Origin of the sequence: Chthonomonas calidirosea T49, assembly GCF_000427095.1 — a bacterium.
GTDB lineage: Bacteria > Armatimonadota > Chthonomonadetes > Chthonomonadales > Chthonomonadaceae > Chthonomonas > Chthonomonas calidirosea.
In genome coordinates, this window is sequence record NC_021487.1 from 3,408,597 (window position 1) to 3,427,349 (window position 18,753).

The following is an 18,753-nucleotide window of genomic DNA, read 5'->3' on the forward strand; positions in this document are numbered from 1 at the left end:
GTAATATTGTACCTACGTCTAACGCTCATTATGGCGCACGCTTGGGGAGCTGTCAACACATCCAAAAAAATGCTCTCGTCCTAAACGAGAGCAATAAGCAGTGCCAGAAGGCCTAGGAACCAATCCACATCCTTGGTTTCTTAAAAGCTTCCAAACCAAGATGATCCGAGATCGCAAAACCTTTTAGGCTTCAATATCCAATCGTGTAGGCGATTCGGAGGCAGCTGTTAGACTATAGGCCGTTGCGTCACCAGCATCGCCTGACGTCGGCGACGCTGAAAAGAGGGCACGCCGTATCTGCGCGATACGCGCCGAGAGCTGCTGCTCGAGCTGTTGCCCAAGCGCCTGCTCACGTGCCATTGCGTCGGCCTTTAGAGGTTTAGTGTCCGATGGATTCGTCCAGAAGAATCCACCTTGCGTGTAGGGTTGTACAGACATCGTGTTTGGTCTCCTTTTACAGGAACACTAAGACCTACCGTTCGTTTTGGGCTCTCGACGTCTTGGGCTTGCACCTGTTTCGAGATCCCCTTGTTGCCCTCCGCTTCGGGGCGTAAGGCCGGTGATGTCTTAATTCTATTGTCGCATAGATTTTTGCTATCGGCAACGGAGATTTTACCGGTTTCTCTCCAACAAATGAGAAAAATTGTTCGAACTTTTTCCTTGCTACTGCGTCTGAAAGGTTATCAACGTGGCCAGAAATTGTTGTAAAGCGTTGAATCTATCTCATTCATAGCGCCAGTCTTTCAGGGCTGATGGGAGACGAAATATGAGTGCAGAGGTACATTCGCAAGATTATCAGAGAATGGCGCATCTGCTGCGCCGGGCGGGTTTCGGAGCCGATCGAGACACAGTGCTCGCCTGCTTAAAAGAGGGTTTTGATGCCACCATCCACAAGCTTGTCCACTACGACGAGGTGCTTGGCCCCGATACTTTCGAGGCCATGGAAGACCGGCAGCTCAACGACATTCTTGATCAAAACAACATTGCCGATCTTCAGATATGGTGGCTCAATCGAATGGTGCAGACGGATAGGCCGTTACAAGAGAAGATGACCCTGTTTTGGCACGGCCACTTCGCGACGGCCTATTCTAAAGTGAATTCTGCGCGATTGATGTTTCAGCAGAACCAGCTGTTCCGCCGCCATGCCGTCGGTAATTTTCATGAACTCACGCTAGCCGTGTCGAAAGACCCTGCGATGATCTGGTATCTCGATAACAACACCAATCGCAAGGGGCACCCCAATGAGAACTACGCACGCGAATTGATGGAGCTTTTTACGTTGGGCATCGGTCACTACACCGAGCAGGACGTGCGTGAGAGCGCTAGAGCCTTCACCGGTTGGACGTTCAACCGCCTTACCGGTGAGTATGTATTTCTCCCCCGTCAGCATGATGACGGCATAAAGACCTTTCTTGGGCAAACGGGCAACTTCAACGGGGACGACATCGTGAACATCATCATGCAACAGCCCGCCTGTGCTCCCTTTATCTGCACTAAGCTGTTTAAGTTCTTCATTCACGAAAACCCCACACCGGAGGAGGTACGGCCTTTCGCAGAGATTTTCCGCAAGTCCAACTACGAGATAAAGCCCGTGCTTGAAGCCATGTTCCGTTCACCTGTTTTCTACTCGGAAAAGGCCATGTGGAGCAAGGTTAAAAGCCCTACGGACTTCGTGGTCAGTGCGGTTCGTGCGACAGGAGCGCAGGTCCCCGTGCGATTTCTTCCTGCAGCGATGCGGGCGATGAACCAAGAGCTGTTCAACCCACCCAGCGTGAAAGGATGGGATGGAGGGCTTACCTGGATCAACACAACTACGTTGATGGCACGGTTCAACTTTGCTATGCAGCTTGCCCGACTGAATGAAGAGAACCAGCCCTTGTTGGCCAGCCTAGAGCAACAGATCGCCGAGAACCAGCTGCGCAGTGCAGAGGCTATTGTAGACTATTTGGCCGAGCGCGTGCTGCACCGCCCGGTGATGGAGAAGACCCGCGATATTCTGGTGAACTATATGAACACCGAGCGAACAGGCACCTACCAGCCGTTTACCATTGCGAATACGGGGCGTATCCCTCGGGACAAGCTGATGAAAGTTCATGGCCTACTTCACCTGATTCTGCTGACCCCGGAGTATCAACTGGTTTAATGAGGGAGAAATTGACGCAAAGATATCCATCGTTTGCCTTGAGAGCAAGCGGATGGAAGGAGCGAGGAGACAAAGCTATGCGAACGACACGTCGTGAATTTATTCGAAACGGGTTAACCTTCCTTTCGTTTGGAATGATGGCTCCTAGCAGCCTGGTGCGTGCTGCTGCCGAGCTGACAGATGAAAACGGTCGCTCGAAAGCCGGCACGGGAAACATTCTTGTGGTGCTGCAGATGTTCGGAGGGAATGATGGGCTCAACACGCTCATTCCCTACACGAACCCTCTATACTATCAGAACCGACCCACTATCGGTATTCCAAAAGATCAGGTGCTGCCTATCTCCAACTCGGTTGGGCTACATCCCTCCATGTCGGCTTTACGGCAGCTTTTTGAAAAGGGACATGTTGCAGTGGTGCAGGGAGTAGGCTATCCCAACCCGAATTTCTCTCACTTCCGCAGCCAAGAGATATGGCAGACCGCCGACCCGGTGTCCACGGTGGTACGAGAGGGATGGCTGGGGCGTTACTTTGACGACGATGGACACCTAAGAGAGAATCCGTTGGCGGGTATCAACATAGGAGGCGAGCTTCCTCGTGCGCTCTACAGTGACTTCGGCTCGGTTGTCTCCATGCAGAACCCCAACGCTTTCCAGCTACAGACGATCGCTCCCGCCGAGCACAACGCCGAGATCGCCGCTTTTACCGCGCTCTACTCGCAGGGCACCATGGCCAACAGCACCGACGACCTCGTGCGGAAGCTGGGACTAGAGGCCTACACCTGTAGCGAGCGCATTCGCAAGGCGCTGCAGGCCGAGGCAAACCAGCAAGATGACGAGCCTGGAAGCCCAACAGGGCGCACGCTGGATGCGCCCAGCTACGTGGGACGGACAGGACAGATGTCGCCGCTTGCGCGTAATCTGCATACCATTGCGCAGTTGATTAAAGCCGACCTCGGCACCAAAATATTCTATGTCTCGACCGGAGGCTTCGATACCCACGCAAACCAGTTCCCAACGCAAGCCCGACTGTTGCAAGACCTTTCCGACTCGCTGGCGGCTTTCTACGCCGAGTTGGAGCAGATCGGGGTAGCCGATCGTGTTACGTTAGTGACTTTCTCCGAGTTCGGACGCAGGGTGCAAGAGAACGCTTCTGGAGGCACGGATCACGGCGCAGGCAGCTGTCTGTTTGTGATGGGCGGAGCCGTGCGAGGTGGCTTCTACGGCGAGTATCCGCCGCTGGACGATCTCTATCTGGGCAACCTGAAGTTCAATGTGGATTTCCGTCAGGTTTATGCCACGCTGCTCGACAAGTGGCTTGGCGTCTCCTCCCAGAAGATACTTAACGGAAGTTTCACTAACCTCCCGTTGTTCGCCTAAAAAATATAAAAAACCTGAGAAGCAAAGAGGCTTAAGGGAGATCTCCCTTAAGCCTCTTTTTGTTGAAAAAGTCGTCGTCTTTCAGAGCGGTTTGGCAGAGAGGCTAATGCCTTCGATCACAAATGCATTTCAAGCCATTGAAATAGCTCTTCCCACATGGCGGGTGTCCATTCGTGGCCGATGTTAGGGTAGACCAGGCTTCGATAATTTGCCGGCTGCTCGTAGAGGGCGTATATCGCTTCAACGGCCGCATTGATCGCCTCAACTCCGGGTACCGGTGTGCTGCGATCGAGTTCGCCGTTCAAGAGCAACAGGGGCCTGGGGGCGCACAAGGCGACAACAGCTTCGGTGTCGAAATGGCGAAGGAAGTTGGGCACAAAGAAGTAGATGCCGTGGGTAGCTAAGGCACCAGTCTGTATAAGGTTTTGGTAACGGGTAAGGCAGGCGATGCCGATGCCGCATCGCACGCGCTCATCCACGGCCATATGCCACCAGGCTCGGGTGCTGCCCATGCTCATGCCCATGGCAGCGACTCGTTGACCATCCACTTCAGGACGCGTCAGCAGATAGTCGAGGGCAAGCTGCTCATCTCGAAGCATCATGCCCCATAAGGTGCGTCCGTACCAAAGGTTCAGTTTTGCCCAAGAGGCCTCTTCTTGGCCGCCTCGTTCCTCCGGGCCATCGGGGCCGGTGCCAGCGCGTTCTCCGAAGCCATAGGCATCTATGGCCAGAACCATATAGCCTCGAGATACAAGCTCTTGTGCAATGGAGGTTCCTCGCGCACCACGTCGCCAAAGTTGCTCTTTCCCCACATCGTACTCCCCACCGTGCCAATGAAGATACTGAATAGCAGGGGCGGGGCGGTCTAGCTGTTGCGGAAAGAGAAGATATCCCGTCACGATCGCACCCTCACCGCCAAGTGGGTCGCCGTTATGGAATCGGAAACGTTCAAATCGCACTCCTTCACGCTGTCCGCATTCAAGCTGTTCGACCTCGGGAGTAGATTTTGGAGGAAGATCGCCCAGGAGTGAGAGGAGCGTTTGCTTTATTCGCTCGCGTTGCTCTTGCCATTCCGCCAACGTTGGGGGGCAAGATAGGGGCGGCACAAAAGGAAGGTTGCGCTTTATCATCCTATTCCTCTGCTCAAGTTTCGAAGGGCACATCCAACCATTCTATAAGCTCTCTTGTGTTTCCTGCTCAATAATAAAAGGAAGGTGTCCGCTTCCCGCTCTGAAAAAACTGGTGGGTTCATCCCAAACGGTTACTCCTCAACGATCTCCTTCAATGTTATGGCGACTTCGCTGGGCTGTCGGCTTCGAGATAAGTTGTTTCGGGAAGTATCTCCCAGAGGGGCGATTCTGCCGCAACCGTGTACTGGGCAACCACATGCCCATTCACTTCGGCCTCCCATTGATGCCCAATAAAAGAGTGCTGCACCACGCTCTGGCCCGGTAACAAGGTGTGGTAGAGCACGCGGTCGCTGCCATTAATCCAGTAGATTTTAACCGGTTGGTCCAGTAGATTCCGAAATGTAACCGTGCATCCGTTATCGCCGCCTTGAGTCAATAGGAACTCTTTGGGAGGTTTTTTGTGCAGCAGATGCTGCACAAAATAGTCCCACATACGTCGCTGAACATAAGGGCCAAAACCATGGCCGGCTTCCGGCACAAAGAGCATATCGAAATCTTTGTTGGCTTGAATGAGTGCGTTGACAAACTGCATGGTAGAGGCGAACGGATTCACGTTGTCGTCAAGGCCACCGTGTATCAACAGGAGATGCCCTTGTAGCTTGGAAGCGAGCGTCACGTTGGATTGTGCTGCGTACTGGGGCCCAACGGGATAGCCCATCCACAGCTCGTTCCACCACACCTTATCGGTACGCGAATCGTGGTTGCCCGCCATAGAGACAGCCACTTTATAGAACTCTGGGTGGACGAGAAGCGCATGAGCCGATTCATAGCCGCCGGCTGACATACCGTAGATGCCCACGCGGGTAAGGTCTAAAGAGGGATATTTCGCGGCAGCCGCCTTCATCCAAGCGATGCGGTCGGGAAAGCCACAGTCGCCCAAATTCTTATAGCAAACATCATGAAACGCTTTTGAGCGGTTCGCGGTGCCCATGCCGTCCATCTGTACCACGATGAACCCCAGTTCGGCTAAGGCTTGGTCGGCTCGTTGAGCGCTGAAGGAGAGAGGGGTAAACGAATCCTGGGGGCCCGCATAGATATCTTCGATTACGGGATATTTCTTATGCGGGTTGAAATTAGATGGGCGATAGATAACGCCCCAAATATCCGTTTTACCGTCTCGTCCTTTGGCGTGAAACGGCTCTGGAAAGCGCCATCCGGTGGCGAGTAGGCGGCTAACATCGGCCTTTGCCAATGTACAGAGTAAGGCCCCATCAGAGGTGCGCCGCAACTCGGTGATGGGCGGCATATCTACGCGAGAGTAGGTATCGAGATAGAATCGGTGATTGGGAGAGAATTGCAGGGTATGTTGGCCGTTACCGGGCGTTAGGCAGCGCAGGCCGGATCCATCGAAGTTGACCTCGTAGTAGTGAATGTAGTATGGGTTTTGGTTCGGTTCACGGCCACAAGCGGTAAAGAGGATGCGACGGTGCTCAGCGTCTACGTCGAGCACGCTCCTAACAACCCATGGGCCTTTGGTGATCTGGTTCTTAACCTTGCCGGTCTGCTCATCAATGAGATAGAGGTGGCACCACCCATCGCGTTCAGATGCCCAGATAATTTCGTGAGTTGAGTCGAGAAATTTGAGATAGTTGCAAGGAGGATAGACGAAGGTGTTGCTGCGCTCATCTATCAGGGGGCGTACTGCCCCTGTAGCTGCATCTCCTTCGTAGAGGCATACGCGATGATACCCACGGTAGGTTTGTAGGTAGGTAAAGTGTTGACCATCGGGCTGCCAACGAATTTCTGGTGGGCCACCCCAATCAATTGGGTCGGCCTTCGCCTCCTGTTCCGTTCCGTTTTGAAGATCGAAGAGGATAAGATGATGGATATCGAGGCGGTCGCCTGGAAGATCGTAGGGGTAGGCGCGCAAAGTGGGACGTAGTGAGCCGTTGCTAGGAACAGACACGACATTGTACATTTCACCATGCTCTCCCGGAACGGTGCGCCATGCCGCAAGATAACGGCGGTTAGGCGACAGGGAAAAGGCGGAGTAGGTGTTCTGCGCATTGCCATCGGTGGTTAGAGGCTTCTCGTCGTTTGCGGATATGCGCATGACGATGTTATTGTTCGCCAGGTAAAACTGCGGATAGGCTGAAGGTGAGGGCTTTTGGGTTGGGGCAACGGCGGGCAAAGAGAGTTTAGGCGTTGCGATATACCGGTAGGAGTAGTCCTTTAAGGAGATACGAAGCCACTTTCCTGCCAACTCAAAGGCTATTGCATCGCGTTGTGGTGTGTAGAGAAAGTTGGAGAACGGCAGCTGAAGTGGAAGCACAGGCTTGTCGGTTATGCGAGCAAGGAGATGGGCCACCTTGGAGGCATCGAAGGCCGGCTCTAGGCGACCGGTGGACGCATCTACGAGGATAAAAGTCGTACCTTTTGGAGAGTGGAAGGCGTACCAAAAATGATCGCCATCGGGCAGCCAGTGAGGTTGAATGGAGGCGTTGGTGACCAAGCGCCCCATGGCTTCTGAGTTGAACTGAGCAGCGCGCTGATAGGCCGGCAGCATGGTATTTGCGGAAGAGGGTGGAGAGGATGGGCAGCTGTGGGTGAGGAGAGGCGCAGCAAAGGGCGGCCACAGTAAGAAGATGAGCCATGGTAGAGCCATATCAGTTCCTTCCTTAGACGATACAGGTGTTGGCGAATAAGTGCACAATAAACTTCTTTTTCGACCTAGAGAAAACCTGCTAAAGAGAAAGGGCACCGTGAAGGTAGGCAGTGCCTAACAAAACATGCGAACATCGCCAGCTACTTTGCCGTTATTTTTCAGTGAGAGGTAAAATAGTGGGGATAAATATTGGAGATTGACCGATGCAAGAGCTTTTGGAGAAGCGATCAAAAGAGACAGAAGAGGTGGTTGGAGGTTATCATATTCTCACATGGGGCTGCCAAATGAACGAGGAGGACTCAGAACAGATGGGGCTCTTCCTCGAAGGGATGGGGTATCGCCCTGTGGAGGATATGAATCGGGCGGAGGTGATTTTGCTCAACACCTGCAGTGTACGTGCCAAGCCGGAGGAAAAGGTTTGGAGCGTTTTGGGGAAGTTGCGACATCTTAAGGAGCGCCGTCCGGAGATCATTCTTGGCGTTTGTGGCTGTATGGCTCAGGTGCGAGCCGAGGAGTTTAGGGAGCGGGCACCCCATGTAGATATGGTTATTGGTACGGGCAACATTGCCATGCTGCCCACGCTTGTGCAGCAGGTGAAGCAACGTCGCGCACAGTTTTCAGAGCAGGCGGCTCCCCTCATGGCTACCTCGGAATCGCAGGGGGCGGCGTCTCTAAAAAATTTTGTTCCGCTCACCGCGCTTGCGTTGCCACCCCGCAAGGGGGCTGTGGTAACCGACGTTCCGAAACGTGTGGTGGAGCGCAAGCCGAAGTTGAAGGCCCATGTGCCTATTATGTACGGTTGTGATAAGTTCTGCACGTTCTGCATTGTGCCCCTTACGCGCGGAAGAGAGCGCAGCCGGCCTCCAGAGGAGATCGTTGCGGAGATAGAGATGCTGGCGCGTCAGGGAACCAAGGAGGTAACCCTGCTTGGACAGACGGTGAACTCCTATGGGAAGAATCTGCCTGGCGGCAAAGTGCCTTTTTATAAGCTGCTAGAGCGCATTAATGCTATTCCGGGCATAGAGCGCATTCGCTTTACTTCACCGTATCCACGAGACTTCAGCGATGAGCTTATCGAGGCCATCGCCAGGCTAGAGCATGTGTGTGAGCATGTCCATCTACCGCTTCAGGTAGGCGATGACGAGCTTTTGGCACATATGCATCGGGGCTACACGGTGGCACAGTTTTGTGAGATTGTGGACAAGCTTCGGGCGCGTGTTCCCGGGATAGCGATCACCACCGACCTTATGCTGGGCTATCCGGGCGAAACAGAAGAACAGTTTGAAAACACGTTGCGTGTGGTGGAAAAGATCCGCTTTGATTCGGCCTTTATGTTCGCCTACAGCCCGCGTCCAGGCACAAAGGCAGCTGCAATGGAGAACCAGGTGCCGCGCGAGGTGAAAATTCAGCGATTGAACCGGCTCATCGCCTTACAAAACCGCATTACATGTGAAATCAATGCTCAACAGGTTGGCCAGATACAGGAGGTGTTGGTCGAGGGGTTCAGTCGTAAAGACCCCAGCAAGCTGAGCGGGTACACACGCACGCTCAAGCTCGTACATTTCAGCATGCCTCCCGGAAGCCCACGTAGCCCCCAGTCGCTTATCGGGCGTTTGGTGCCAGTACGGCTTACGGAGGCACATTTAACAGGCTTTACGGGGGAGTTCGCAGGGTAGCGAAAAGTTTGTAAGGAGGAGATTGTGGCGCGTATAACCCAAAAAGAGATCGCGAGACGCTTGAACCTATCTCAGAGCCTCGTTGCCGGAGTGTTAAATAATCGGCCGGGCGTTTGGGTTTCTCCGGAGAACCGAGAGCGTATTTTGCGGTTGGCGCGTGAGTTGAACTACCGGCCTAATACCGCGGCGCGTGCCCTTCGCCGTGGGCGTACAGAAGTGGTGGCGTGTGTATTCTTTGGGCCGGCAGGCTATAGCGCCATCGTTGAGACCTTGGCGGATGTGGTGGCGGAAAAAGATTACGACCTGCTAGTGAAGGCGGTGTTGAACGAAGAGCAGGCTGCCCTCCATATCGCGAGGTTATTGGCTCCGGGCACGTGTGATGCCATTATCCTTTGGGGGCTGGAACGTGACATCGAGAAGCCGGCGGCTCAGTTCGCTGAGATCGGCATCCCATTTGTAGTAAAGGGGCGCTTTGAAGAGGCGCACCCGCAGTGGTATCAGGCGGACTTCGATCATGAGGTCATGATGCGAAATGCCCTCGAGTTTTTGAAGGCAAGAGGACATCGCCGGATCGCCTACTTTGGCTATGATGATGGCCTTGTCTACTCACAAAAACTTTTCAAAGGCTACATGCAGGCGTTTTGCGATCTTTTTGGTGAGGAGCCACCGCAGTCGTTCCTTGGTTTTATTGCGGGGAAAGGCTTGCCTGAAGAGCATGAGGCCGCGATGTTCATGGAGCGCTGGCTATCTATGCCGGAACAAGAACGTCCGACGGGGGCCGTCTCGGCCGCAGGACGAGGCACCTGGTACGGTGTGGAGATGGCGTTGGCACGTCATGGCATGCGGTTAGGCTTTCAACCTGGCGAGTTCGCAATGGCCGGACAGGGAGGCACGGAGATGCCGCTGCTGTTCGGCGAGGGCTATGCCTATCACGACGTAGATTTCATCACCCTGGCACGCGCTATGGGCCAGAAGCTGCTGCTGCCGCTCCTTGAACGTCAAGAGCCGGAAACGCGCATTTTGCGCCTTCTGCCTCAACTGCGTCCTATGGAGACGCTTCGCTTCCCGGTTGCGGCGCTGTCACAGATTCCCAGCGCATTTTCACCTTTTACCGCTTAGTATCGCGGCGATGGAAGGGCTGGAATCGCGTTTTCGCACTTGCACGAAAGCCGATCTAGCTCTGAAAGCCCTAGATCGCCAAGGCTTGGAAGGTATGCTCCAGGTTCTTTAGATGATGCTGCAGGCTAAAGGCCTCTTCGATCTCTTGCGGGGTAAGATACTTTTGGACGTCTGGGTCGGAGGCGATAGCCTGGCGGAAATCTTCACCCGCCCAAGCTCTGGCGGCATTGCGCTGAGCCACCATATAGGCCTCTTCTCGTGACAGACCCTTCGCAATAAGTGCCAGCATGATCTGTTCAGAAAACACCAGTCCACCCATCTTTTCGAGGTTGCGGCGCATATTCTCTGGGTAGACTTCTAATTTCTCTAATATCGTCGCGAATTTTTGAAGCATCCAGTCCACCAACGTGGTTGTGTCGGGCAGTACGATGCGCTCCACACTGCTATTGGTGAGATCCCGTTCGTGCCATGTCGCCATCGATTCGAGAACGGGAAAGAGGTTACTGCGCACCACACGCGCGAGGCCGCAGATGGTTTCACAGTTCCAAGGATTGCGCTTATGTGGCATGGCCGAGGAGCCTTTTTGGCCGGGGGCAAAGTACTCTTGGACCTCACGGATCTCGGTGCGGGCGAGGTTACGGATCTCGGTAGCGAACCGCTCGAGGGAGCCAGCTAAGATGGCCAACGTGGCCATCAGTTGGGCATGTCGATCGCGAGCGATGATTTGAGTAGAGATGGGGGCTGGTTTTAGCCCGAGCCGCTCGCACACGTAGCGCTCCACTTCGGGGCCGATATTGGCGTGCGTACCCACTGCCCCTGAGACCTTGCCCACGCGCACAGCCTCACGAGCCTGATGTAACCGCTCGATATTATTGTTCATTTCATCGAGCCAGGTGGCCAACTTAAAGCCGAACGTGATGGGTTCGGCATGGATGCCATGGGTGCGCCCGATCATTACGGTGTGCTTATGCTCACGCGCGCGCATCCGAATGACCTCGTTGAGCGCTTTAGCCCGTGCGATGATCTGGTCACAGGCCTCGCCGAGCAGCAGAGCGAGCGCGGTATCTACAATGTCGTAAGAGGTCACGCCGTAGTGGAGAAAGCGCCCCTCCTCGCCAAGGTTCTCCGTCACGTTTTTTACAAAAGCCATCACGTCATGGCGCGTCTCTTTTTCCAACTCATCGATGCGGGCGAGATCAAAGCGGGCGTTTTGGCTTATTTTTGCAGTCGTTCCGGGCGGAATGTAGCCAAAGTGTTCAAGCCCTTCGCAAACGGCGATCTCCACGTCCAGCCAGCGACGTGTTTTGTTTTCCCGGCTCCAAAGCCTTCGCATCTCCGGGGTCGTGTAGCGATCGATCATAAAAAGCGCTCTCCAAAGTTCCTAGCTACAAAGTCACGAAATCTCTGCATAGTTTACCCAAAGATGTCAGCCGCTGTGGTCTTGTAGGCTACAAGAAGGAATCTAGGTCGGTTATAAAGAATCGTATAACGCCCATTGTCATAGTACTGACTAAGGGAGAAAAAGGAGACGCAACCGTCTCAAAATAAAAGGAGGGAACGGATGGCACAGTACTATGTGCTTGCGCAAGATGGAAATCGGTACGGGCCGGCAGATATTCCCACTTTGCAGCAGTGGATAGATGAGAACCGTATTCTGCCGACAACGATGTTAGAGGATGCTTCAACGGGTCAGCAGCTGCCCGCCTCCGCGTTAAGCGAGCTGCGGTTTCCCACCGCAATGCCTCAACCCACAATGCCCTCTCAGCCGACTGTGGAGGCTACGCCGCCGACGCCAAGCGCCGGCCCTATCTATGGGAGGGGTGTGCAGGTCGGTTATAGCCAGCCCGTAACGGCTCAGAACACGTCTGGCATGCGCGCGGACGTGCCTCCTGAAATCGAGGCGTTAAAGTGGAACTGGGGCGCTTTTGGTTGTGGTTGCCTATGGCTGCTCTTTCACGGCCTTGTGTTAGCTGGCATCGGGTTGTTTTGCCTCAATGTACTCTTGGGAAGCATGTCGAGTGTACTTGGCAATGTAGGTGCCGGTATCGGGTGGTTAATTGGCTTTGGCATCAGCATATGGTTAGGTCTGAACGGCCATAAGTTAGCTTGGCGCTACAATCGTTATGAGAGCGTAGATGACTATTTTCGACGCGAGCAGGTATGGACGATTTTAGGTTTCATCGGGTTTGCTCTAAGCCTCATCACGCTCGTTTTTGGGATATTGGTTCGTTTAAGTTTAGGCAGGTAGCGCCGGGTGCAACGCTCATGGCCTCAATAGAGGGCGCGACGACTGCTGCGACGTGAGGTGCCTAAGACGAAGTCTCGTGGCAAAACCGATCGTACAGCAAACCCCAACGCAGCCCACGAATACTGACGGCGATCTGCTCGGCTTCTAGGTGAGAGAGAAGAAGCGAAAGGATGAGGGCTCCGGCCACAATGATGTCGGCACGGGCCGGCTCTAGCCCTGGAATCGTCTTTCTCTCCTCGATAGATAGGGTGGCTAGGCGGCGCAGAATCTGGTCTAGTCGTGCCACCGGAATAACATGATGGTGCAGTTCCGTGGCGCTCTGAACTCCGCCCTTATCTATAGCGGCAAGGTTGGCGATGGTGCCGCCAACCCCAACCAGGGTGCACGGCCGTTGTCGTAATGTTGCCGGCAGGTGTTCGAGGGCGGCGCGAACGGCCTGGCTCGCTCCATCAAGTTGGGCGAGCGTTGGTGGATCGGAACGCAAAAACCGTTCCGTGAGCCGAACCGCCCCAACCTCTAGGCTCACTCGGAAAGCGATGTCTTTGCCTGCCGAGTCGCCGACGATCACCTCGGTGCTGCCCCCACCGATGTCCACCACCATAAGGCGCGGGCTTTCCCTCCACATAGGGTCGCGCCTCACGGCCAAATACGAGAGACGCGCCTCCTCTGTGCCCGATATCACCTCGATGGGGATCCCGAGTCGCTCTTGGGCACGCTGCAAAAACTCGTCGCGGTTTTGCGCCTCCCGCAACGCGGCGGTACCTACCGCGGCGATCTGTTGGGCTCCGTGGGCGCGCGCTTGCTGCACCAACTCCTCGAGGGCCTCTAGGGTACGTCGAATGGCCGCCTCTTTGAGGCGCATACCATAGGCCTGCATTCCCTCCCCGAGCCGACAGATAAGGGTATTTTCGTAGAGGAGACGTTCGCAGCCTGCCGTGGCGTCTACGACGATGATCTTTACCGAATTGGTGCCCACGTCTATGGCAGCGACGATGCGCGGAGCGGTAGCGGTCATCTCTTTTGTCCTCTCTGTGAGGCCGATTCGAAGCCGAGGTCTTTGGCGATTTTGCGAAGTTGTCGTGCGAGTCGTGCCTGCGCTTTGTTGTCCATGCCGAGGCGTGAGCTCTGGGTAACCGCATCAGCTAGGGTGCGTTGGAGGAGAGAACAGAGGCTCTGCAGTTGCTGCAGCTTGGTGTCGTCTTCCGGCGGTGTTTCGAGTGGTGCCTGCTGCAGTAGAAGCGCGCAGCCTTGAAGAAGGTGCAGCAGCGCATGGAGCAGACGGCGACGGTAGCTTAAGGCAGCAGAGGAGAGAAGAATAGCGACGATCTCTCGAAAAACCTCGCGTGCGGCTCGCTGCAAAGGGGTTGCCTGGCGTGGAAGAGAGACCACGCGGAGCCAGCTGAGGTCGGCGAAAGGGCTTGCAACCGTAGGCTCTGTTGTTCCTAGGGCGACAGGAGGGAACTGCTCCACATAGTTTTTGATCTGGCGCGCTTTTATCGGCCCAATGCCAGGAATGGCGGCCAAACTCTCCTCTGAGCTATGTTGGAGTGCTGCCAGGCTATCGAAGCCCGCCTTTTGTAAGGCACGAACGCGGATGGGGCCAAGTCCGGGGATGCGGTGCAGATCGAAGGGCGGGCTGGTGGCGGTTTGCTCGGTGGGCGGTTTCTGGCGCGACATGGTTTGGCTACCCCTCCTGAACAGGGGCTAGCTCGGTGTCAAGCCGGGCAAGCAGCTTTGCGAGATCAGAGAGAAGTTGCTGTCGGTCGGGGCGCTCCCAAACTCGGCGCAGTTCAGCATAATGTTGTGCTCGTTGCTCCTTTATACGGCAGCAGAGCGCAACGAGGCCTTCACACCCCTCAAGGTCCACATGGTGTACCCCGATAATTGGCATGCCGTGGGCATCTTTGCCATAGCCTTTATGAGCCATACGGCCGAGCTGTTTGAGCAGGGTGGGCATAAGAACATCGGCATCGTGAATGTTGCCAAGCAGCTCCTGAAGGCAGCGAAGGTCTACGAGAAGCGCTTCCAAGGCGGTTTTCTCGGAGGGATAAAGAACAGTCTCCATCTCTGGCGCCTCCAAGAAAAGCTCTAAGGTATAGCGAAGATGTTTGATGGCGATGCGCAGATCGTGCAGCTCGTGAACAGCTTCGGGCTGGTGGAGCGCTGAAACATGTTGCATGACCTCGGCAAGATGACGCCGCATTGCCACAACAGCCGCTTGTGGTACCGACATAGATCGCTGTTTAGGGAGGGGTTGGTTTGCCTTTGCCATGTCCGTTCTTTGGTATCTTTTGACTCGTTCTTAGTTTGAGTGTGGCGCCATAAGGAGCGAGCAGTTTTTCAAACCGCTCTTTCACGCGCTGTGCTTCAAAGCGTGTTAGCGTTGCAGCCACCTCCCGCTGCTTTTGGGCACGCCGTTGGGTCAGTTGTTCGCAAAGTTGTTGAATGCCGGCGCGTTGCGAGGTGGGCAAGCTCTCTTGTTCCCTTTGGAGGCGCTCTAGCATCACGTCGAGGTCTCTTGCTTCCCGTAAAGCGCGCGTAATGCGGCGAAGCTCCTTACTTAATTCTTTGAAATCTTTCTCATCAAAGCAGTTGGCAAAAAGTTCAAAGACCACACGAGCTCTTCGCGACCAGACACGCATCTGATGCACGGCCTCTGGGTCTTTGCCGTTTAACACCCCATCAAAGTAGGAGAGCATGCGGCTAAGGCGATGGGCGAGCGCTTGCGCTGCAAAGGTACAGGCGTCGCGTGGCCGATGGGTTTGGTTGTCCGTCATGTTCGGCTCGCTTACGGTTCTGCAAACAGGTCGCGGAGCTGGCGGGCTTTGTCAGCTGTCACCAAGGCGATAACGCCATCTCCTTCCATCAGAGTCGAATCGGCCGTTGGCAAGATGGCCTGCTCTCCTCGAATCAAAGAGATGATAAGCGCTTGAGTGGGCAAGTCGAGGTCACGAATGGTTTTGCCAACTGCAGGTGATTTCGGGCCGATCTCGATCTCCACGATCTCGATGTTACCGCGGTTAAGCGCGGCCAGCGGAATGACTTCACCCCCTCCAACCTCTTGTTCAATAAGATTATAGATGATTTTTGTAGAGCTCACGGTGGCGTCTATGCCCAGGGTTTTAAAAAGGGCTTCGTTTCTAGGGTCGTTAACGCGCGAAATGGTGCGTGGAACGTTATGTTCCATTTTGGCCATTTGGCATACCACGAGGTTATCGTCGTCGCTTCCGGTAACCGCTACGACCACATCGGCCCTTCCAAAGCCCGCTTGGCGTTGGATGGCGACCTCACACCCGTCGCCCTGCATGACAAGCTCGCCCAGCTCCGCGGAAATCGTTTGGTAGCGAAGGCGGTCTTTTTCTAGCAACAGCACCTCATGGTGTTCGGCTGCAAGGGTTTTAGCGAGGTAGTAGCCGATATTTCCACCTCCCACGATGATCACATACATTGGTTTTCTTTCCTAAAGCGCCAAGTTAAATTTATACGTTCAGCTCTACATACTCGGCTGAGTAGTCTTTTGCCAGTCCCCACGTGTTGGTATTTACAAAATCACGCAGCAGCCCTGAAACGATGGTTGTAGGGCAGATGGTAACGATGCCCATTTGGCGATAGCGATCGGCCCGAATGGGGTCGTAGATTCGGGCGATGACGGTGGGCACTTTAAAGACTACCTTAGCGATTTGGGCGGCCATGATGTTGCGGTTATCGCCTTGAGTTGCCGCCACGAACACATCGCAGCTACCGATGCCTGCTTTGCGAAGAACATCTTCGTCAATGCCGTTGCCGATAATGCGTTCCCCTTTAAAGCGCGTTCCCAATCTGCGGAACGCCTCGTTTTGCAAGTCAATAACGGTAACATGGTGATTGTCATGATACATAAGGCGGGCGAAGGTTGAGCCAACGCGACCACAGCCAAGAACGATGATATTCATAAGGGCTTGAAGCTATCCTCCTTTTTCATATAGCTGCTGCCGGTCTTGTTGGTTTCAGTATACACCAAAACAGAAGCCGCTCTGTATGCAAGGGCAAATTTTCTGTGAAATTTTTCACAGTCCCTTGAAAAAGTCGCGTTGCGGGGTATAATAGAGCCATGCAGAAGGGGCCGTCTTCCAAAATCCGTGCGCTGTTTTTAGACATAGACGGCACCTTAGTGGGAGCGGACAACCAGATCTCGGCGGCGGTACAGAGGGCTGTTACCAAAGCACAAGAACGGGGCCTATGGATTGGCCTCTGCACGGGACGTACACGTTATACGGCGGAGCCGGTGGCAGCGCAGCTTTGGCGACCCCCGGACTATCTCATTGTATCTAATGGCGCTATTGCCATTGAAACGCCTACGGAGACGCTTCTACATCGGAGGCTCCTGGAGCCGGCGCTCGCTTTGGAAGTGGCCCGCATATTGATAGATGCTGGAGAGCAGGTCTATATCTACGAGCCAGCCTTTCGTCCTCTTGTGGAGGAGTCACGCGTGCTCTATCATCCTGCTCGGCCTGTGGGGGCCTTCGCCACTCCACCACGCTATCAGCCTTATGCGTCCCTACTATCCGAACTGCCATTTACTCCGGTGTCGGTAGCGTCCTTTGGGCCGCAGCAAGAGATGCAGGCCTTAGTAAAGGCTATGCGCGAGTCGCTGTCTGAGGATTTCTCCGTGATTCAGTCGGGCACCCACGCGCTATGGGGAGTCGAGATATTTGCGGCGGGGGTAAATAAACGCTCTGGAGCGGAGATGGTGGCGCGGCGACTAGGAATTAGCTCTCAAGAGTGTATGGCGATTGGCGATCATATGAACGATATCGAGTTGCTTGAATGGGCGGGTATTGGTGTAGCCATGGCCGACGCCCCTGCAGAGGTGCAGGCGGTGGCCGATTGGATAACCGCCTCTGTGGAGGAAGACGGGGTGGCTGAGGCCATTGAGCGGCTTCTCACTATAGCGGCATAAAACGTTTCGTCGTCTGTTTCACGCGAGCTGGTAGGTCAAGGAGTAACAACCCAGGATGGTTCAAGTACAAGATGCGGCGCAACGCGCCCATACAAAAGAGCGGGGTGACCGATGGGACCCCGAGGTGACCTATGTGATAGGGCATCAGCGACCCGACACCGATGCTATCGCCTCGGCGTTGGGCTACGCGTGGTTTCTGAACCAGATCGGCAAGAAGGTGACGCCTGCGCGGGCAGGACAACCTGGAGAGCAGGCCCTTTTTGCCCTTAGTCGCTTCTCCATGGCACCGCCCATGCTGTTAACGGGGGTCGCTCCTACCTTTGGCCACTGTGCACGCCATCAGGGGGTTGTAGCGCCGGATGCCCCTCTCCCCGCTGCCATGGCACGGGTGGCGGAGGGCGATCGCATTGTGCCGGTCGTAGACCCCGAAGGGAAGCCTGTCGGCGTGGTAACCTCCCTGGCGCTTGCAAGGGCCTACATGGCTCCGATGAATGTGACGGCCATGCTGGCGCAGCCCTGTCTTTCCATCGCCGAGACCCCTGTGGTGTTTCGTGTGAGCGACCGCATCAGCGACTATCGTAACCAGCTACTGCGGAGTGAGACGGACGATTTCCTGGTTGTCTCCGAAACGGGGCGTTACGTGGGGGTGGCCACGCGTAGCCGCATTCTTCAACCGCCACGCGCCCGACTGATCCTGGTAGACCACAATGAGCTTTCTCAGGCGGTTGCCGATGCCGAAGAGGCCGAGATCGTGGGGGTGTTAGATCACCATCGGCTTGGAAACCCGCCCACAGCTGCTCCCATCCCGTTTTTGGTGGACCCTGTGGGCAGCACGTGTACCCTGATCGCCGAGCAGTGCCAAGCCCACAAGTTGGAGCCACCGGAGGGATTAGCAGGGATGATGCTGAGCGGGATTCTCTCCGACACGCTGGTTTTGCGTTCTCCCACCACCACCGATCGCGATCGGGCGGCTGCAGAGTGGTTGGCGCGGTTAGCCAAGGTCGAGCTAGAGGCCTACGGTCAGGAGTTACTGCATGCCGCTCCGGGGCTTACCGAGCGCAGCGCCGACGAGATTCTGGATGGCGACCGCAAGAGCTATCAGATGGGTGGAGTGGCCGTCTCGATCGGGCAGGTAGAGGTTACCGGTATGGAGAGCCTGGCACAGCGTCGAGAAGAGCTGTTGCAGGCCTTAGAGGAGCGTCGTGAACGCGAGGGGTTGGCCCTCATCGGCCTTATGGTCACCGACATCGTTACCGGTCGTAGCCACCTGTTATGTCGTGGAGAACCGTGGATCCTCACGGCGCTACCCTTTACGCGTGTGGCGGAGGGAGAGTTCGACTTAGAGGATATGGTATCACGCAAGAAGCAGCTGGTGCCCATGCTACACGCCGTTTTGGAGGAGGCGTTCTAGAAAAATTTTTTGGCAAGGCTTGACACATCTTGCTTCTACGTGGTAA

The 18,753-nt window shown here is 55.2% G+C and carries 17 protein-coding genes; 7 read left to right on the forward strand and 10 right to left on the reverse strand.

The window, feature by feature from the left end:
- Window positions 1-183 precede the first annotated feature (183 nt).
- Complete coding sequence (locus tag CCALI_RS14380) at window positions 184-438, reverse strand: hypothetical protein (RefSeq protein WP_016484195.1); 255 nt, start codon at window positions 436-438, stop codon at window positions 184-186.
- A gap of 328 nt (window positions 439-766) precedes the next feature.
- Between CCALI_RS14380 and CCALI_RS14385 the strand changes: the two genes are divergently transcribed.
- The gene (locus tag CCALI_RS14385) at window positions 767-2,143 is read left to right on the forward strand and encodes a DUF1800 domain-containing protein (RefSeq protein WP_016484196.1); all 1,377 of its coding nucleotides are present in this window, start codon (window positions 767-769) and stop codon (window positions 2,141-2,143) included.
- Window positions 2,144-2,220: 77 nt separating this feature from the next.
- The gene (locus tag CCALI_RS14390; RefSeq protein WP_016484197.1) at window positions 2,221-3,519 is read left to right on the forward strand and encodes a DUF1501 domain-containing protein; all 1,299 of its coding nucleotides are present in this window, start codon (window positions 2,221-2,223) and stop codon (window positions 3,517-3,519) included.
- Window positions 3,520-3,635: 116 nt separating this feature from the next.
- Here CCALI_RS14390 and CCALI_RS14395 read toward each other — a convergent pair whose 3' ends face one another.
- Window positions 3,636-4,649: an alpha/beta hydrolase family protein gene (locus tag CCALI_RS14395; RefSeq protein WP_016484198.1), complete on the reverse strand. Its 1,014-nt coding sequence runs from the start codon at window positions 4,647-4,649 to the stop codon at window positions 3,636-3,638.
- A gap of 157 nt (window positions 4,650-4,806) precedes the next feature.
- The gene (locus CCALI_RS14400) at window positions 4,807-7,314 is read right to left on the reverse strand and encodes a prolyl oligopeptidase family serine peptidase (RefSeq protein WP_016484199.1); all 2,508 of its coding nucleotides are present in this window, start codon (window positions 7,312-7,314) and stop codon (window positions 4,807-4,809) included.
- A gap of 203 nt (window positions 7,315-7,517) precedes the next feature.
- Between CCALI_RS14400 and miaB the strand changes: the two genes are divergently transcribed.
- Window positions 7,518-8,990 (forward strand): tRNA (N6-isopentenyl adenosine(37)-C2)-methylthiotransferase MiaB, encoded by a 1,473-nt coding sequence (gene miaB, locus CCALI_RS14405; RefSeq protein WP_016484200.1) that lies wholly within the window; start codon window positions 7,518-7,520, stop codon window positions 8,988-8,990.
- Window positions 8,991-9,014: 24 nt separating this feature from the next.
- A complete protein-coding gene (locus CCALI_RS14410) occupies window positions 9,015-10,109 on the forward strand; it encodes a LacI family DNA-binding transcriptional regulator (protein WP_016484201.1) in 1,095 nt (364 codons plus the stop codon).
- Window positions 10,110-10,179: 70 nt separating this feature from the next.
- Here the strand turns inward: CCALI_RS14410 and purB are convergent, their stop codons facing one another.
- Window positions 10,180-11,469 carry an adenylosuccinate lyase gene (gene purB / locus CCALI_RS14415; RefSeq protein ID WP_016484202.1) on the reverse strand — a complete coding sequence of 430 codons (1,290 nt, stop codon included), beginning with the start codon at window positions 11,467-11,469 and terminating at the stop codon, window positions 10,180-10,182.
- A 201-nt stretch (window positions 11,470-11,670) separates the two neighbouring features.
- On the opposite strand from purB, the gene CCALI_RS14420 reads away from it, so the two are divergent.
- Window positions 11,671-12,357 carry a DUF2628 domain-containing protein gene (locus CCALI_RS14420; protein ID WP_016484203.1) on the forward strand — a complete coding sequence of 229 codons (687 nt, stop codon included), beginning with the start codon at window positions 11,671-11,673 and terminating at the stop codon, window positions 12,355-12,357.
- 61 nt (window positions 12,358-12,418) lie between these two features.
- Here the strand turns inward: CCALI_RS14420 and CCALI_RS14425 are convergent, their stop codons facing one another.
- The 6 genes from CCALI_RS14425 to CCALI_RS14450 are packed head-to-tail and all read right to left on the reverse strand — an operon-like array spanning window position 12,419 to window position 16,289.
- Window positions 12,419-13,372, reverse strand: a complete 954-nt coding sequence (locus CCALI_RS14425; RefSeq protein ID WP_016484204.1) for a Ppx/GppA phosphatase family protein — start codon at window positions 13,370-13,372, stop codon at window positions 12,419-12,421.
- A complete protein-coding gene (locus CCALI_RS14430) occupies window positions 13,369-14,034 on the reverse strand; it encodes a helix-hairpin-helix domain-containing protein (RefSeq protein WP_016484205.1) in 666 nt (221 codons plus the stop codon). The genes CCALI_RS14425 and CCALI_RS14430 overlap by 4 nt, the downstream gene beginning before the upstream one ends.
- A gap of 7 nt (window positions 14,035-14,041) precedes the next feature.
- A complete protein-coding gene (locus CCALI_RS16795) occupies window positions 14,042-14,590 on the reverse strand; it encodes a CHAD domain-containing protein (RefSeq protein ID WP_172636665.1) in 549 nt (182 codons plus the stop codon).
- Between the two features lie 10 nt (window positions 14,591-14,600).
- Window positions 14,601-15,134, reverse strand: a complete 534-nt coding sequence (locus CCALI_RS16800; RefSeq protein WP_044949333.1) for a CHAD domain-containing protein — start codon at window positions 15,132-15,134, stop codon at window positions 14,601-14,603.
- Between the two features lie 11 nt (window positions 15,135-15,145).
- Window positions 15,146-15,805 (reverse strand): potassium channel family protein, encoded by a 660-nt coding sequence (locus CCALI_RS14445; RefSeq protein ID WP_016484206.1) that lies wholly within the window; start codon window positions 15,803-15,805, stop codon window positions 15,146-15,148.
- 31 nt (window positions 15,806-15,836) lie between these two features.
- Window positions 15,837-16,289: a potassium channel family protein gene (locus tag CCALI_RS14450; RefSeq protein ID WP_016484207.1), complete on the reverse strand. Its 453-nt coding sequence runs from the start codon at window positions 16,287-16,289 to the stop codon at window positions 15,837-15,839.
- Between the two features lie 158 nt (window positions 16,290-16,447).
- On the opposite strand from CCALI_RS14450, the gene CCALI_RS14455 reads away from it, so the two are divergent.
- Both CCALI_RS14455 and CCALI_RS15590 read left to right on the forward strand, forming a co-directional pair.
- The gene (locus CCALI_RS14455) at window positions 16,448-17,296 is read left to right on the forward strand and encodes a Cof-type HAD-IIB family hydrolase (RefSeq protein ID WP_016484208.1); all 849 of its coding nucleotides are present in this window, start codon (window positions 16,448-16,450) and stop codon (window positions 17,294-17,296) included.
- A 55-nt stretch (window positions 17,297-17,351) separates the two neighbouring features.
- Complete coding sequence (locus CCALI_RS15590) at window positions 17,352-18,707, forward strand: DHHA2 domain-containing protein (RefSeq protein WP_016484209.1); 1,356 nt, start codon at window positions 17,352-17,354, stop codon at window positions 18,705-18,707.
- The last annotated feature ends 46 nt before the right edge of the window (window positions 18,708-18,753 follow it).

What these genes read in the sequence shown, in the direction of transcription:
- CCALI_RS14380 (WP_016484195.1), bottom strand. Translation starts at nt 438, where the DNA reads ATGTCTGTACAACCCTACACGCAAGGTGGATTCTTCTGGACGAATCCA.
- CCALI_RS14385 (WP_016484196.1), top strand. Translation starts at nt 767, where the DNA reads ATGAGTGCAGAGGTACATTCGCAAGATTATCAGAGAATGGCGCATCTG.
- CCALI_RS14390 (WP_016484197.1), top strand. Translation starts at nt 2,221, where the DNA reads ATGCGAACGACACGTCGTGAATTTATTCGAAACGGGTTAACCTTCCTT.
- CCALI_RS14395 (WP_016484198.1), bottom strand. Translation starts at nt 4,649, where the DNA reads ATGATAAAGCGCAACCTTCCTTTTGTGCCGCCCCTATCTTGCCCCCCA.
- CCALI_RS14400 (WP_016484199.1), bottom strand. Translation starts at nt 7,314, where the DNA reads ATGGCTCTACCATGGCTCATCTTCTTACTGTGGCCGCCCTTTGCTGCG.
- miaB (WP_016484200.1), top strand. Translation starts at nt 7,518, where the DNA reads ATGCAAGAGCTTTTGGAGAAGCGATCAAAAGAGACAGAAGAGGTGGTT.
- purB (WP_016484202.1), bottom strand. Translation starts at nt 11,469, where the DNA reads ATGATCGATCGCTACACGACCCCGGAGATGCGAAGGCTTTGGAGCCGG.
- CCALI_RS14420 (WP_016484203.1), top strand. Translation starts at nt 11,671, where the DNA reads ATGGCACAGTACTATGTGCTTGCGCAAGATGGAAATCGGTACGGGCCG.
- CCALI_RS14425 (WP_016484204.1), bottom strand. Translation starts at nt 13,372, where the DNA reads ATGACCGCTACCGCTCCGCGCATCGTCGCTGCCATAGACGTGGGCACC.
- CCALI_RS14430 (WP_016484205.1), bottom strand. Translation starts at nt 14,034, where the DNA reads ATGTCGCGCCAGAAACCGCCCACCGAGCAAACCGCCACCAGCCCGCCC.
- CCALI_RS16795 (WP_172636665.1), bottom strand. Translation starts at nt 14,590, where the DNA reads ATGTCGGTACCACAAGCGGCTGTTGTGGCAATGCGGCGTCATCTTGCC.
- CCALI_RS16800 (WP_044949333.1), bottom strand. Translation starts at nt 15,134, where the DNA reads ATGACGGACAACCAAACCCATCGGCCACGCGACGCCTGTACCTTTGCA.
- CCALI_RS14445 (WP_016484206.1), bottom strand. Translation starts at nt 15,805, where the DNA reads ATGTATGTGATCATCGTGGGAGGTGGAAATATCGGCTACTACCTCGCT.
- CCALI_RS14450 (WP_016484207.1), bottom strand. Translation starts at nt 16,289, where the DNA reads ATGAATATCATCGTTCTTGGCTGTGGTCGCGTTGGCTCAACCTTCGCC.
- CCALI_RS14455 (WP_016484208.1), top strand. Translation starts at nt 16,448, where the DNA reads ATGCAGAAGGGGCCGTCTTCCAAAATCCGTGCGCTGTTTTTAGACATA.
- CCALI_RS15590 (WP_016484209.1), top strand. Translation starts at nt 17,352, where the DNA reads ATGGTTCAAGTACAAGATGCGGCGCAACGCGCCCATACAAAAGAGCGG.